The organism is Salinicola sp. 4072 (genome assembly GCF_036663415.1).
GTDB lineage: Bacteria > Pseudomonadota > Gammaproteobacteria > Pseudomonadales > Halomonadaceae > Salinicola > Salinicola salarius_A.
On the sequence record NZ_JAXOVV010000008.1, the window covers coordinates 87313 to 101917 of the forward strand.

Genomic DNA, 14605 nt, shown 5'->3' on the forward strand with positions numbered 1-14605 from the left:
CTTTCGCTTGCGTCCGTTTCTTCTACACCCGAGGCGCGCTGCCGGTCTCGTCCGGCAGCGTCGTCGGCGCCACGAAGATCGGCGCTGCCGCTTCGTCTCCCCGGCACTCGCCGACGGCGGTGGCCGGCACCAGCCACCAGGCGTCCCCGTTCTGGATGCCCATGTCATGAATCCGGGCCTGATCGATGCAGGCGTAGTCCTCGGCCTGGCGTTTCATCGCGAACATCCAGCGGCTATCGTCCTGCTGCAGCCACGCGAAAGCGCGCAGGAGCTGGTCTTGGGCCGGGGTCTTGTCGCCGAACTGGATGCTGGGCTGGCGCGACTGCAGCAGAAACTCCTCGTCGTAGTCCGGCAGGGCCAGCCAGGCTCCGGCACCGGTGATCGATTCGACCTCGGCCATCATGTCGCGAGGCGAGCGGGCGTGGTCCTGCAGGGCGTAGCCCCAGGTCGACCAACTGATCCAGAACACCGCCAGCCAGCTGCCCAGCGCCCACAGCCCGCGGCGGGGCCGCATGACGACCAGCAGCCCGACGGCGACGGCGCCGATGACGATCCACCACGCCCAGGGCGATACGGCATGACGCTCGGCGATCTTGGCCAGCGCGGGCAGGCCGGCGAGACCCAGGATGCCGGCGATCAACAGAAGGCCGCCCAGCAAGGCCAGCAGGCCGAACCCCAGCCAGTGCAGGCGCTTCCTTGCGATCAGGCCGGGCAGCAGCGGCGCCATCGCCAGCACCAGCAGCGGCACGGTCGGCAGCATGTAGACGCCGCGTTTTCCGGGTGACAGGGAGAAGAAGGTCACGATCAGGACCACCGAACTGAGCGGAAGCCAGATCCGCGCGTCGGATCGCCGCAACCGTCGCCACCAGGCCGGAATCGCCCAGGGGAACGCCAGAATCAGCGGCATCCAGGCCCAGGGCAGTACCTTGACCAGGTAGTAGTACCAGGGCTCGAGATGGGCCCAGGAGTCGGCATAGCGCTGGCCGGTCTGCTTGAACAGGATATTGTCCCGGTAGGCGGCCAGTGAAGGGTCGTCTCCCCAGGTCGCCATGAGGACCATCGGCACGGCCCAGGCGGCCACGCACAGCAGCATGACGCCAATGCCCCGAATGGCATCCTTGAGCGTGATGCGTGTGATTTTTCCGCGAGCGTTCTTGCGAAAATCGCCGAGATAGCCCATCCAGAGCCAGGCTGGCAGCAGCGTCAGCGGCAGGATGCCGACGCCCTTGGTGATGATGCCGAGTCCCATCGCCGCCCAGCCGATCAACCACCAGCACCGGTCCGGCCCCAGCAGCGCGTGTCGCAGCAAGCCGTAGGACGCCAGCGTGGTGAAGAAGGTCAGCATCATGTCGATCTGCGCCGTCTTGGCCTGCAGCACGAACTGGAAGGCCGTCAGCAGCGCCAGGCCGGACAACAGCGCGACGCGCCTGCCGTGAAGACGCCGACACAGATCGACGACCAGCAACAGCGTACCGACGCCGGCCAGTGCCGTCGGAATCAGGAATCCCCAGCGCACGGAGCCGGTGAGCCAGATGCTCAGGGCCGAAGCCCACATGAACACCGGCGGTTTGTCGGGGTAGAGCTCGCCGCCGCGGTGCGGAAACCAGAATTGCCCGGTGCGCAGCATTTCCAGCGCATTCAGGGCAAAGCGCGGCTCGTCGGCCGGCCACGGATCGCGCAGGCCGATACCGATGCCCAGCAGCACCACGGTGAACAGCAGCAACAATAGCCAGGCACGCCGATAGCGTGCCTGTGATGGATCGGTCAGAAAGCGTCGCATGGAGAGAGTTTCCGTTCAGGAGTTCGAGACATCTTCCGGCGGGGCCGTCTGCCGCTTTTCACGCCGGATCAGCATCAGGTTACGCACGTAGATGATCAATCCGGCACCTTGGCCGGCGATGAATACCGGATCGCGCCGATAGATCGCGTAGGCCAGCAGCGTGGCACCGCCGCCCAGGCTGAAGAACCAGAATGCGACCGGGATGATGCTGCGCCTGGCGCGCTCGCTGGCGAGCCATTGAATGATGAAACGCGCCGAGAACAGCGCCTGGCCGATGAAGCCGATGGTCACCCACAGCCATTCCTGATTCATGGCGCCGGCTCCACGTCGTTCGACTCCGTGCGGTTTTCGACGGGCGCCGGACCGGGCTGGATCGAGTCGGCGATGACTGCCGGCAGCCGGCTTCGTCGCCGCAGCCAGATCACGCCGACCATGTCCACCAGGCCGACCCATAGCCGGTTGTTGAGGCCGTAATGCGACTTTCCCGCGCCGCGCGGACGGTGATTGACGGGGACCGAGACGCACTCGCCGCCTTGGGCGCGTACCAGCGCCGGCAGGAAACGGTGCATGTGATCGAAATAGGGCAACGACAGGAAGGCGTCGCGGCGCACCACCTTGAGGCCGCATCCGGTGTCGGGCGTCGCGTCGTTGAGCAGCGCAGAGCGAACCCGGTTGGCGACCCTGGACGAGACGCGCTTGATCCAGTCGTCCCGGCGGTTGGTGCGATGGCCGGCGACGAGTGTCACGTCGCCACGCTGGGCGCGTTCGAACAGCCTGGGCAGGTCGGCCGGATCGTTCTGGCCGTCGCCATCCAGCGTGCCCAGCCAGGTGCCGCGGGCCGCCCAGGCCGCCTGCCAGACCGAGGTGCTCTGCCCGGCGCTCCGTGCATGCCGCAGCGGGCGCAGGCGGGCATCCTTCTCCGCACGCTGTCTCAGCAGTTCCCAGGTGCCGTCCGTCGAGGCATCGTCGACCACGATCACCTCGTGGTCGATATCGGCGAGCGCCAGACTGATTTCATCGAGCAGGCGGGGGAGATTGCCGGCTTCATCCTTGGCCGGTATCAGGATCGAGAGCAGGGGTGGCGGAACGGATGACAGGAGGGAGGATTGGAGAGAGGAATGCATCAATGACAATTTTCCTGGCAATGGGACCGGTAAGCGCGGTCCGCCCTGTAACATTCAACGGCGTTGCTGACAGAACGCTTCTTCATGCGCAATGAGCACACTCCCGCTTGATGAAATGGGCTTGATGAAGCGTCGCTTGCGGCCTTCATGAAACTCTTGTCTGTAAAAATAAACCAGACGCGGACCGACCGCAGTGCGGGAGCCAATATGGTGGGCAATGGTCGCGTTTCAGACTTAAAGAAAGCTTAAGGGGCTCGATATCTCAAGGGGCTCGATATCCCCTGGCCGGATACCGCGGTGCGCTGCGCGGAATGTCACCGCAGGATCAGTGCTGGTGGATGACGGCGGGTCTGGCTCGGCAGTGAGAGGTCTGGGAGCGCTGATATAGGGCCTCGGGCTGCAGAATGCGAAGCTCCCGGCCGTCGAGCGCTATCAGCGACTGCTGCTGCAACCGGCCGAGAATGCGGCTCACCGTTTCGAGAGCGAGCCCCAGGTAATTGCCGATATCGGTGCGGGACATCGGCAGGCGGAAGCGCTCGGGGGAGTAGCCGTAACGCTCGAAACGTCGTGCCAGATCCAGGAGAAAGCTCGCCATCCGTTCGTCGGCGCTTTTGCAGGTCAACAACCGGATCAGGCGATGTTCGTCACCCATGATGCGGCTCATGCTGCGATAGAGCTGATTGCGCAACTCCGGCATTCGCTCGGCGAGGGCGTCCAGCTGATGAAAGGGAATTTCGCAGGCCGTCGAGCGTTCCAGGGCGATGATGAATCCCGCGTGGCTTCCTTCCTCGATGCTTTCCAGGCCCATCAGCTCGCCCGGCAGATGGAAGTGGCTGATCTGTTCCTCGCCATCCTGATCGAGCACGACCTGCTTGAAGCTGCCGGAGCGAACCGCAAAGATCTGCGTGAACGGCTCCCCCTGGCGGCAGAGCACTTCGCCACGCACCAGCGGCGCTCGCCGCCTGATGATGGCATCGAAATCTTCCATGGCCTGCGTGTTCAGAGCCAGGGGCAAACACAACGAACTGAGGCTGCAAGTACGACAGTGAGTGCCGGGACCGGGGCGGCAGGGGCCACCAATGGGTGATACGGACATGACGCCACCCCTCGCTTCGTGACTTGTCGATGTTATCAAGTCTGGCCTTGTGACAGGGAACAACGGCTTGTGCGAACGTGATGCGTAACGGCGGTAGTAGAGCGAGAAAAGACCGGGAATTCAACAGTGATGATGTAAGCAGGCTGTCGCCGCGAGCGGGGTTTCTTTACATTCGGTAAAACCGGGTGGCTACGGGACGTTCGTTGTTCGATCAGGCGCCTTGGTCGTCGTCATCGTTCATCTCCCGGCCTGCCTTTTACACCCGCCGGCAGCGCGCGGAATTGATCCCGGTCAAGCCGTGGCACCGAACAGCGGTATACCTTCCGACAGGTGGCTATCCACATCCTCCGGGGCGACCATCGACCCGACAATGGCGGCGTTCCGTATCGAGCATATCGGTTCGGCAGTGAAGGAGCATGCACCGTGACATCACCGTACGAACTGCCTGGGGCGGCCATCGAGGGCTTCGATACCTTGGTCGAGCTGGCACTGGATCTGAGCGGGACGTGGAAGCATGCCACCGACAGGATCTGGCGGGAGCTGGATACCACCCTCTGGAACCTGACACACAACCCCTGGGCGGTGCTGCAGGCGGTATCGCGCGAGAAGCTCGCCCGGACGCTGGCCGATCCGGAATTTCGAAACCGACTGGAGCAGCTGGCACGCCGCGATCGCGAGCAGCACGGTCTTCCCAGCTGGTTCGAGCAGAGTCACCCCAGGGCGCCTTTCACCGCTGTGGCCTACTTCAGCATGGAGTTCATGGTCAGCGAAGCACTGCCGATCTATTCCGGCGGGCTGGGTAACGTGGCCGGCGATCATCTCAAGGCAGCAAGTGATCTCGGCGTTCCCATCATCGGTATCGGACTGCTCTATCAGCAGGGCTATTTTCGCCAGCTGATCGACAGCGACGGTAGGCAACACGCGCTGTATCCCTACAACGACCCCGGGCAGCTGCCCATCACGCCGCTGCGCACCGCGAATGGCGAATGGCTGCGCCTGCAAATCGTGCTGCCGGGCTACTCGGTATGGCTGCGGGCCTGGCAGGCCCGCATCGGGCGGGTGACGCTCTACCTGCTGGACAGCAACGACATCGCCAATTATCCCGCCCATCGCGGCATCACCAGCGAACTCTATGGCGGCGATGCCGAGCTCCGGCTCAAGCAGGAGATGGTGCTGGGCATCGGCGGTTGGCGCTTGCTCGAAGCCCTCGAGCTGCATCCGCAGGTCTGTCATCTCAACGAGGGCCATGCGGCGCTGGTCGTGCTGGAGCGGGCGCGCAGCTACATGCAGTGCACCGGCACCGACTTCGAGACCGCACTGACCATTACCCGCGCCGGCAATCTCTTCACCACCCATACCGCGGTCGCCGCCGGCTTCGACCGGTTTCCCCCCGCGCTGATCGCGCAGTACCTGCAGCACTACGCCGAAGAGAAATTGAAGATTCCGCTGGCCGATCTGCTGGCGCTGGGGCGTAGCCGCTCGGGGGAGAATGACGAGCCCTTCAACATGGCGTGGCTCGCCTGCCGGGGCAGCGGCTTCATCAATGGTGTCAGCCAGCTGCATGCCAGGGTCAGCCGTCACATTTTCCAGCCGCTGTTTCCCCGTTGGCCGACGCCGGAGCTGCCCATCGCTCACGTCACCAATGGCGTCCACATGCCGAGCTGGGATTCGGCGCCGGCCGACGCGCTCTGGACCCGAGCCTGCGGAAAGGAGCGCTGGCTGGGGTGCAGCGAGCCGCTGGCGATGAGCATCCGTCACCTCGATGATGCCACCCTGTGGCAGTTTCGGACCGAGGCCAACCGGGAGCTCGTCGAGCAGCTTCGTGAGCGCCTGGCACACCAGCTGGCGACGGCTGGCGCAACGCCGGAGGCCATCGAGAGCGCCCGGCAGGTGTTCGAACCGCGGATCATGATACTGGGCTTCGCCCGACGCTTTGCGACCTACAAGCGCCCCAACCTGCTGCTTCACGATCCGCAGCGCCTGAAGGCGTTGCTGACCCACCCCGAACGCCCGATGCAACTGGTGCTGGCCGGCAAGGCACATCCGGCGGACAGGACGGGGCAGGCGTTGATCCAGCAGTGGGTGCGGTTCATTCGGGAGGAGAATGTCGGCCATCGGGTGGTGTTCCTGGCCGATTACAACATGCAGCTCACCGAACAGCTGGTGCAGGGCGTCGACGTGTGGCTCAACACCCCGCGGCGACCGTGGGAGGCCTGTGGCACCAGCGGCATGAAGGTGCTGGTCAACGGTGGCCTCAATCTCTCCGAGCTGGATGGCTGGTGGGCCGAGGCGTACGCCCCCGAGGTGGGATGGGCGCTGGGCGACGGCCGCGAGCACACGGACGACCCCGGCTACGATGCTCAGGAGGCCGAAGCGCTTTATCACCTGCTCGAGCACGAGGTGCTGCCCGCCTTCTATACCCGCGACGAAGCGGACATCCCGGTGGACTGGGTGGCACGCATGCGCGAGAGCATGGCACGGCTGACGCCGCTGTATTCCACCAACCGATCGCTTCCCCAGTATGTCGAGCGGTACTACATTCCCCTGGCCGAGGCCTGGCGTGACCGGGCAGCCAATGACGGTGCCCGAGGGCACCGGATCGTGAATCGTCGCCGGCAACTGGATCGGTACTGGTCCGAAGTCGCCTTCGAATCGGTGGAGACGGAAAGCGATGGTCATCAGCATCGATTCCGGGCACGCGTCCGGCTGGGCGAGCTCACTCCAGAGGCGCTTCTGGTCGAGCTCTATGCCGATGGCGTCAGTGGAAGAGCCGCGATTTGTCAGCCGATGATCCAGAACGTGGACTTTTCTCGCAGCGGCGAGGCGATCTACGAAACCCGGATCACCAGTTACCGGCCGGTGACCGATTTTACCGTGCGGCTGCGTCCTGCACCCATCGACCTGATCAGTATCCTCGAAGAACCCCGGGTACTGTGGCAGGGCGGCTAGGCTTTGTCTGAAAACTGCCTGCGCTCGGCCATACGGCGTTAAAAATCGGCTCAAAGTACTCATTTACACCGCGTAAACTCCGTCTTTTCACCGATTTTTGCCTTGTCTGACCTTCGCTCGACGACTCTTCAGACAAAACCTAGGGAATTCGGATAGAAAAGAAGCGATGAAATGCCCGGCTCATCGCTTGATGGCGTTGCGATAGGGCGTTGCGATAGAGCCGGGCCGACCGTCATGGCGTGATGGCGACCTTCAACACCCCGTCACGCTGGTGCGCGAACAGGTCGTAGGCCTCGACGATGTCGTCCAGGGCATAGCGGTGGGTGACCAGCGAGGCGGTATCGATCCGGCCAGCCTTGACGACGTCGAGCAGCCGGCGCATGCGCTCCTTCCCGCCCGGGCACAGGGACGTGACGATGCGATGATCGCCGAGACCGGCGCAGAAGGCGTCGAGCGGAATGGTCAGATCCCCGGAATAGACGCCGAGACTGGAGAGCGTGCCGCCGGGCTTGAGCACCCGCAGGGCGGCCTCGAAGGTGGTCTGGGTGCCCAGCGCCTCGATGGCGGCATCGACGCCACGACCGCCGGTCAGGCGAAGGATTTCGCTGATGATATCGACCTGGTGGAAGTTCAGGGTGATGTCGGCGCCCATGTGGCGAGAGATATCCAGCCGCTGATCGATACCGTCGACGACGATGATGCAGCTGGCGCCGCGCAGCCGGGCGCCGGCAGTAGCGCAGAGTCCGATCGGGCCCTGGGCGAAGATCGCGACGGTATCCCCGATGCCGATATTGGCGCTTTCGGCCCCGACGAAGCCGGTCGACATGATGTCGGGACACATCAGCACCTGTTCGTCGCTGAGCCCGTCCGGAATCGGGGCCAGATTGGCCTGGGCATCGGGCACCAGCGCGTACTCGGCCTGCACCCCGTCGATGGTATTGCCGAAACGCCAGCCGCCCATCGGCTTGTAGCCGTGGCCCTGGCAGCCACCATCCTGCGCCGGATGGCCGCCCTGGCAGGCGTAGGAGGTGAAGCCGGGGCAGATCGCGCCGGCGATCACCCGCTGCCCCACGTGATAGCCATGCACGTTGTCGCCCAGCTCCACGATGGTGCCTACCGGCTCATGGCCGATGGTCAGTCCGGGCTTGACCGGATATTCGCCCTTCATGATGTGCACGTCGGTACCGCAGATGGTGGTGGTCGTGATGCGCAGTAAAGCGTCATTGGGGCCGATGGGGGGTATCGGCTTTTCGGTCAGCTCGATGCGACCGGGCTCGACATAGATGGCGGCTTTCATCGTGGACATGACTGTCTCCTTCGTCTGGTGGACGCTATCCGGTAATGACCATGGTGACGAAATCAGTATCCGCCGGATTCCAGCCAGTGACTTGATTCAGATCAAGCTTGAATAGGTCGATAGGGAGCGGTGGGTTTGAAGCAATTTTTTTACTGATGAATATCAATTATTTGCGGTATTTATCGTTCGCGGAAGGTGTCACAGGCGAAGCGATCGGCTCGCTTTCTTCGAGAACCTTGACCCAGGTCAAGCTCGAATTCGTGCAGCGGTACACACTGATATCCGGCTTCGGCCATTGTCATCGTCTTGAACAGGGAGCGCACAAGCCATGGAACTCACCACCTGGAATCCTTTCAACGAAATGGAAGCCTTCTTCGATCGCTACAACCGCAATCGTCCGGCGACATCCCGCGATGTCTGGGCACCGACGGTGAATATCAGCGAGACGGAAAAGGAGTACCTCATTACGGCGGAACTGGCGGGGATCGACAGCAAGGATGTCGAGATCACCGTGCAGAATAACGTGCTGACGCTCAGGGGCGAGCGGCACGACACGAAAGAGAGTAAGGACACCAAACGCCATCTGATCGAAACCAGCTTTGGTCGCTTTTCGCGCAGTTTCTCGCTGCCATCCGATGTCATCGAGGAGCGAATCAGCGCCAAGGGCAAGGACGGCATGTTGACCATTCACGTGCCGAAGGCGGAGATCGCCCCGGCCAAGAAGATCACAGTGAAGGCGGAATGAGCAGGAAGCTCTAGAGAGCGCAGGATTGCCGCATCGTCGAGCAGGCGATGCGGCTTTTTTTCGTGGTCTCAGGCAAGCGAACGGCGCAACCGGAGCAGGGCGACGAGGAAAAAGGCCATGCCGATCAGGGTCAGCGCCAGGAGTTGTGGCCAGACGGTTTCCAGGCCGGCATCACGGAACAGGATGTTCTGCCCGAACTCCACGAAGTGGGTGTTCGGCGTCAGCAGCATGAGATTCTGCACCACCTCCGGCATGCTCTCCCGCGGGGTCATCCCGCCTGACAGAACCCGCAGCGGAATCAGCGTCAGGATGATCAGCAATCCCAGCTGCGGCATCGAGCGGGAGACGGTACCGAAGAAGATGCCCATCGAGGTGGTGGCGAACAGGTGCAGTATCGCGCCGACCAGAAATAGCGTCATCGAGCCTTGAAGCGGTACACCCAGCCAGTCACCGACGACGAAGCGCAGCGACAGGAGGGCGGCCACCAGCACCACCAGTCCCATCGACCAGACCTTGGCCGCCATGATCTCGAACGGGGTCACCGGCATTACCAGCAAATGCTCGATGGTGCCGTGTTCGCGTTCGCGAATGAGCGCCGCGCCGGTCAGGATGATCGACAGCATGGTGATCTGGTTGATGACCTCGTTGACGGCGCCGAACCAGGATTGGGTGAGATTGGGGTTGTATCTCGTGCGGATCACCGCCTGCACGGGCTGTGCCGATGGCATGTCGCTATGCTGCAGGAATGACGCGACCTCGTCGTCGATGATCTGCTGGATGTGTCCGGCGCCGGTGAAGGCCTGGCTGATCTGGGTGGCATCGACATTCAACTGGATCGAGGGCTGCCGGCCGCGTAGCAGGTCCTGCTGGAAGTCGGGCGGAAAGTCGAGGGTGAAGGTATAGCGCCCCTTGTCCATGCCGATGTCCATGTCGGCATGGTCGGTCAGCACCGGTTCGAGGAAGTAGGGTGCCTGGAAGGCGTCGATGATGCGTTGCGTGATGGGCGAGCGATCCTCGTCGACCACCGCGATACTGGCCCGATGGGGCGTTTCCGGAATGCCGTTGGCGCTGGAGTAGACGCTCAGCGTGAAGGTGTAGAGGATCAGCAGGAGCATCGCCGGGTCGCGTGCCAAAGTGCGCAGCTCCTTGATGCCCAGTTGCAGGATGTTCGATAGCGTACTCAACTCACTTTTCCTGCTTCTTCAGGCCGGCCACGCTGGCCAGCAACAGCAGCGGAGACGTGATCAGCAGCGCCAGGAAACTCGGCCATAGCTCGGCGGCGCCGAGCGCCTTGGAGAAAATGCCGCGAGTGATGATGAGGAAGTGACTGGTCGGGTAGAGATGACCGATGACCGCGGAAGCGCCTTCCAGGGCGGAGACGGGATACAGCAGGCCCGAAAACTGGATCGCCGGGACGACGGTGCCGATGGCCGTGCCAAACACGGCGGCAATCTGGCTGTTGAACAGAGCCGAAACCAGCAATCCGAAGCCGGTGGCGCAGAACACGTAGAGCAGGGCCGCCACGCTGAGCATCGGCAGGCTGCCCTTGAGCGGCACGCCGAAGACGAAGACCGAGAGCAGTACCAGCAGGAAGAAGTTGAGCATTCCCATGACCACGTAAGGCAGCTGCTTGCCGAGCAGGAACTCCAGGCGGGTGACCGGGGTGACGTAGAAGTTGGTGATCGAACCCAGCTCCTTCTCCCTGACGACGCCAAGAGCGGTGAGCATGGCCGGGATCATCATCAGTAGCAGCGGAATCATCGCCGGCACCATCGCCGGCAGGCTTCGCACGTCCGGGTTGTAGCGGTAGCGCAGAGCGACCTCGACCGGCCGGCTGTCGTCGTTGCCGGAGGCCTGGGCCAGTTGCTGCAGATAGGTGGCATGGATTCCCTGCACATAACCGATGATGGTCTGGGCCCGGCTCGGCATCGCCCCGTCGACCCAGAATGCGACCTGGGGCGAGGCGCCACGCTTGAGATCGCGTCCGAACCCGGGCGGAATCTCCACCGCGAGGCTGATCTCGCCTCGACGCAGGCGCTCGTCCATCTCTTCGTAGCTCTGCAGGGGCGCCTTCTCCTTGAAATAGCGCGAGCCCGAAAGGTTGAGGACGTAGTTGTCGCTGGTGGTGGTCCGGTCGCGATCGAGCACCGCAAAGGAGAGGTCCTCGACATCCATGTTGATGCCGTACCCCATGATGAACATCAGAATCAGGGTGCCTGCCAGGGCCAGGGTGGCGCGGATCGGGTCGCGCCGCAATTCCATGCTCTCGCGCCGGGCGTAGCTCGACAGTCGGCGCCAGCTGAAACGAGGGGGAGCGCCCTTTGCCGCTGCGGCTGCGACGGTGATGCTCTCGTTCGCCGCCGGGGAAGCCGCCGCCTCGCTGGCGTCTTTTAACTCGCTAACGCCCTCGAGCTCGCTGGCACCCTTGAGATAGTCGATGAAGGTCTGTTCCAGGTTGTCGTGCCCGCGCCTGTCCATCAGCGCCCGGGGGGCGCCGCTGTCGAGTACCTGGCCGGCGTGCATCAACGAGATGCGGTCGCAGCGCAGCGCTTCGTTCATGAAATGGGTGGAGATGAAGATCGTCACGCTATCTTCGCGCGACATCCGCACCAGAAGCTCCCAGAAGCGATCGCGGGCCACCGGATCGACCCCGGAAGTGGGCTCGTCGAGAATCAGGATTTCCGGTTCGTGCAGCATGGCCACGGCCAGGGAGAGACGCTGGCGAATACCCAGAGGCAGGCTGCCCGGCAGTTGCCCCTCGACGCCCTGCAGCTCGAACTGTTCCAGCAGTTGCCGGCGACGGGTGGCGTGTCGCTGTGGCGGAAGACGAAACAGCCGCGCATGCAGGTCGATGTTCTGGCGCACCGTCAGCTCGTTGTAGAGCGAGAACGCCTGCGACATGTAGCCGACCCGGCGCCGGGTTTCGATATGCTCGGGGGCGACCGGCTGTCCGAACAGCCGCGCCTGCCCCTCGTCGAAGGGCAAAAGGCCCGTCAGCATCTTCATGGTGGTGGTCTTGCCACAACCGTTGGAACCCAGGAAGCCGAAGATTTCCCCGCGTTCGATGCGGAAGTCGACATGATCCACGGCGGTGAAATCGCCGAAGCGCTTGGTCAGGCCGTGCGCTTCGATCGCCACCTCGTCGTGGGCCTTGCGGGGCGGGATCTCGAGATTGGTATGTCCCGACCGCTTCTCCGCAGGCAACAGCTGGATGAAGGCGGCCTCCAGCGAATCGCATCCTGTCCGTTCGAGCAGCGTCGCGGGCGCGCCCTGGTCTAGCACCTTGCCGGCGTCCATCGCGATCAGCCAGTCGAAGGCCGAGGCCTCGTCCATGTACGCGGTGGCGACGATCACGCTCATCCGGGCCTGCTGGTGGCGTATTCGGGCGATCAGTTCCCAGTACTGGCTGCGCGACAGCGGGTCGACGCCGGTGGTGGGCTCGTCGAGGATCAGCAGGTCGGGATCGTGGATCAGCGCGCAGCAGAGCCCCAGCTTCTGCTTCATGCCGCCGGAAAGCTTGCCCGCCGGGCGCTCGGTGAATCTCTCCAGCCCGGTACTGGTCGTCAGGTCGTGGATACGCCGCTCGCGCTCCTCGGCATCCTGGCCGAACAGCCGGGCGAAGAACTCGAGGTTCTCGCGCACGCTGAGCGTTGGGTAGAGATTCCTGCCCAGCCCCTGGGGCATGTAGGCGATGCGCGGGCCGGTCACGCGGCGCTGGGTGGCGCTGGTCATGTCCGCGCCAAGCACCTGGACCTGCCCCGACTGGATCCGCCTGGCGCCGGCGATCAGCGCCAGCAGGCTGGACTTGCCGACCCCGTCCGGCCCGATCAGGCCCACCATGCGGCGGGCGGGAATGTCGAGCGTCAGCGCCTCGAGGGCCGTGCGCTTGCCGTAACGCAGGGTGACCCCGGACAGCGCCGCGACCGTATCGGCGCTCATCGGGAGACGTTCACGCGCAGTGTTTCCGGCCATTCGGCCGCCGGGTCCAGCTTCAGGTAGGCTTCGCCGGGCAACCCTGTCTTCACTTGGCGGATGTGCTCGCGCAGGAGATCGGAATCGATACGGGCGCGGATGCGGAACATCAGCTTTTCCCGTTCGCTTTCGGTCTCCACCGTCTTGGGGGTGAACTGCGCTTCGCTGGAGACGAAGCTGATCCGGGCCGGCAGCACGTAGTCGGGCAGCGCATCCAGGATCAGGTGGGCGTCGTCGCCCAGCGCGACCCGCCCGGCCTGGCTGGTGGGCAGGAAGAACGTCATGTAGACGTCGGTCAGGTCGATCAGGTTGAGCACCTTGCCGCCGGCCGCCAGCACTTCGCCGGGTTCGCTCACGCGATACTGCACCCGGGCCAGCCGGTCGGAGCGCAGCAGACTGTCCTCGATGTCCGACTGGACGCGCTCGACGTTGGCCTGGGCCGCGTCGATTGTCGACTGGGCTTCGATCACCTGGGAGCGGCCCGCTGCCACGCTAGCCCGGGCCGCCGCCACCTCCGCCTGGGAGGCCGACAGCGCGGCGCGGGCGCTCTGCATCGTCGTGCGGTCGTCATCTACTTGTTGATACGAGATCACATGGCGCTGGAGCAGCGCGCTGGAACGCTCGAAGCGTTTCCGGGCGGCGTCGAGCTCGGCTTCACGCTGATGCACCGTCGCTTCGGCGGCTGCCTGGTGACTCTCGTTCTGGGCCACGCCGGCACGGGCGGTCTGCAAGGCGTTGCGGCTGCGCTGCAGCTCGGCCTCGGCCTGGCGTCGCTCGGCTTCCAGACTTCGGGTATCCATGCGCGCCACCACCTGATCCGGTTCGACGAAGTCGCCCTCGTTGACCAGGATCTCCGCCACCCGTCCTGCGAGCTTGGTGGCGACGTCGATCTCCGTCGCTTCGATGCGGCCGTTACCGCGGGCGAAGGCATCGTCCAGCATCTCGGGCTGGAGCCAATACCAGAGCGTGACGCCAGCGAGGAGGAGGGCGGTGCCGATGACCAGCCAGCGCAGGATGGCAAAGGGGAACGGATGTTTCATGCGCCTGTGTGCGGCTGGCCATGAACGCTGATGACCGTGCACCCGGCGACATGGCTGACCTTGTGCGAGACGCTGCCGACCAGCAAGCCTCTGATGTCACTGAGCCCTCGGCTGCCCATGACGATGGCGTCGACACCGAGTCGCTCGGCTTCCTCGATGATGGTCTCCGCCGGGGAGCCCAGACGCAGCAGGGTCTGTACGCCGTCTTTCGGCGCACCGTCCGGCATGAGCGCCATGGCGCGGTCGAGAATGTCGCGTCCTTCCTTTTCGGCGTTGTCGTTGGCGGCTTCCCGCACGATCTGGCGTACCCGATAGTCGCCGCCGTATTGCATCGGCTCGAAGGGCTCGATCACGGTCAGCAGATGGATCGTGCCCTGGCCAGGTTCGGCCAGTCGACAGGCGACCCGTAGCGCAGCCTGGGCGTAGTCGGAACCATCGACGGGAACCAGCAGTGACCTGAACATGGCTTGCACCTCGCGGTTGGCAACGGGATGTCGACTGTGTGTGGCGAGGTTATCGGGCGGGTCGGCGGGCAGATTTGACCGGCATCAAGAAAGCATCGAATGGCCGGGGATAGGCTGAGCGGCAATGATCGCACCCGC

General features: G+C 64.0%; 11 protein-coding genes. 2 read left to right on the top strand and 9 right to left on the bottom strand.

Annotated elements, in window-relative coordinates; genetic code table 11:
* Positions 1–22: 22 nt before the first annotated feature.
* From R3F72_RS07920 to fnr, 4 genes are all read right to left on the bottom strand, one after another.
* On the bottom strand, positions 23–1780 hold the full coding sequence (locus R3F72_RS07920; RefSeq protein ID WP_332779371.1) for an ArnT family glycosyltransferase: 1758 nt from the start codon (positions 1778–1780) through the stop codon (positions 23–25).
* A 15-nt stretch (positions 1781–1795) separates the two neighbouring features.
* Positions 1796–2092 (bottom strand): lipid-A-disaccharide synthase N-terminal domain-containing protein, encoded by a 297-nt coding sequence (locus R3F72_RS07925; RefSeq protein ID WP_087719004.1) that lies wholly within the window; start codon positions 2090–2092, stop codon positions 1796–1798.
* Positions 2089–2904 (bottom strand): glycosyltransferase family 2 protein, encoded by an 816-nt coding sequence (locus tag R3F72_RS07930; RefSeq protein ID WP_332779372.1) that lies wholly within the window; start codon positions 2902–2904, stop codon positions 2089–2091. Before R3F72_RS07930 ends, R3F72_RS07925 begins: the two co-directional genes overlap by 4 nt.
* A 325-nt stretch (positions 2905–3229) precedes the next feature.
* Positions 3230–4000 carry a fumarate/nitrate reduction transcriptional regulator Fnr gene (gene fnr, locus R3F72_RS07935; RefSeq protein ID WP_332779373.1) on the bottom strand — a complete coding sequence of 257 codons (771 nt, stop codon included), beginning with the start codon at positions 3998–4000 and terminating at the stop codon, positions 3230–3232.
* Between the two features lie 423 nt (positions 4001–4423).
* Between fnr and glgP the strand changes: the two genes are divergently transcribed.
* Positions 4424–6949 carry an alpha-glucan family phosphorylase gene (gene glgP, locus R3F72_RS07940; RefSeq protein ID WP_332779374.1) on the top strand — a complete coding sequence of 842 codons (2526 nt, stop codon included), beginning with the start codon at positions 4424–4426 and terminating at the stop codon, positions 6947–6949.
* A 232-nt stretch (positions 6950–7181) separates the two neighbouring features.
* Here glgP and R3F72_RS07945 read toward each other — a convergent pair whose 3' ends face one another.
* On the bottom strand, positions 7182–8255 hold the full coding sequence (locus tag R3F72_RS07945; RefSeq protein WP_087719008.1) for an NAD(P)-dependent alcohol dehydrogenase: 1074 nt from the start codon (positions 8253–8255) through the stop codon (positions 7182–7184).
* A gap of 319 nt (positions 8256–8574) precedes the next feature.
* On the opposite strand from R3F72_RS07945, the gene R3F72_RS07950 reads away from it, so the two are divergent.
* The gene (locus R3F72_RS07950) at positions 8575–8991 is read left to right on the top strand and encodes an Hsp20/alpha crystallin family protein (protein ID WP_087719009.1); all 417 of its coding nucleotides are present in this window, start codon (positions 8575–8577) and stop codon (positions 8989–8991) included.
* A gap of 68 nt (positions 8992–9059) precedes the next feature.
* Here R3F72_RS07950 and R3F72_RS07955 read toward each other — a convergent pair whose 3' ends face one another.
* The 4 genes from R3F72_RS07955 to R3F72_RS07970 are packed head-to-tail and all read right to left on the bottom strand — an operon-like array spanning position 9060 to position 14467.
* The gene (locus tag R3F72_RS07955; protein ID WP_332779375.1) at positions 9060–10175 is read right to left on the bottom strand and encodes an ABC transporter permease; all 1116 of its coding nucleotides are present in this window, start codon (positions 10173–10175) and stop codon (positions 9060–9062) included.
* A 1-nt stretch (position 10176) separates the two neighbouring features.
* Positions 10177–12930, bottom strand: a complete 2754-nt coding sequence (gene rbbA / locus R3F72_RS07960) for a ribosome-associated ATPase/putative transporter RbbA (RefSeq protein ID WP_332779376.1) — start codon at positions 12928–12930, stop codon at positions 10177–10179.
* A complete protein-coding gene (locus R3F72_RS07965) occupies positions 12927–14003 on the bottom strand; it encodes an HlyD family secretion protein (protein WP_332779377.1) in 1077 nt (358 codons plus the stop codon). The genes rbbA and R3F72_RS07965 overlap by 4 nt, the downstream gene beginning before the upstream one ends.
* Positions 14000–14467, bottom strand: a complete 468-nt coding sequence (locus tag R3F72_RS07970; protein WP_332779378.1) for a universal stress protein — start codon at positions 14465–14467, stop codon at positions 14000–14002. The genes R3F72_RS07965 and R3F72_RS07970 overlap by 4 nt, the downstream gene beginning before the upstream one ends.
* Between the last annotated feature and the right edge of the window lie 138 nt (positions 14468–14605).

Bases quoted from the DNA above. Each gene is read 5' to 3' on its own strand.
- R3F72_RS07920 (WP_332779371.1), bottom strand. From the start codon at position 1,780: ATGCGACGCTTTCTGACCGATCCATCACAGGCACGCTATCGGCGTGCC.
- R3F72_RS07925 (WP_087719004.1), bottom strand. From the start codon at position 2,092: ATGAATCAGGAATGGCTGTGGGTGACCATCGGCTTCATCGGCCAGGCG.
- R3F72_RS07930 (WP_332779372.1), bottom strand. From the start codon at position 2,904: ATGCATTCCTCTCTCCAATCCTCCCTCCTGTCATCCGTTCCGCCACCC.
- fnr (WP_332779373.1), bottom strand. From the start codon at position 4,000: ATGTCCGTATCACCCATTGGTGGCCCCTGCCGCCCCGGTCCCGGCACT.
- R3F72_RS07945 (WP_087719008.1), bottom strand. From the start codon at position 8,255: ATGTCCACGATGAAAGCCGCCATCTATGTCGAGCCCGGTCGCATCGAG.
- R3F72_RS07950 (WP_087719009.1), top strand. From the start codon at position 8,575: ATGGAACTCACCACCTGGAATCCTTTCAACGAAATGGAAGCCTTCTTC.
- rbbA (WP_332779376.1), bottom strand. From the start codon at position 12,930: ATGAGCGCCGATACGGTCGCGGCGCTGTCCGGGGTCACCCTGCGTTAC.
- R3F72_RS07965 (WP_332779377.1), bottom strand. From the start codon at position 14,003: ATGAAACATCCGTTCCCCTTTGCCATCCTGCGCTGGCTGGTCATCGGC.
- R3F72_RS07970 (WP_332779378.1), bottom strand. From the start codon at position 14,467: ATGTTCAGGTCACTGCTGGTTCCCGTCGATGGTTCCGACTACGCCCAG.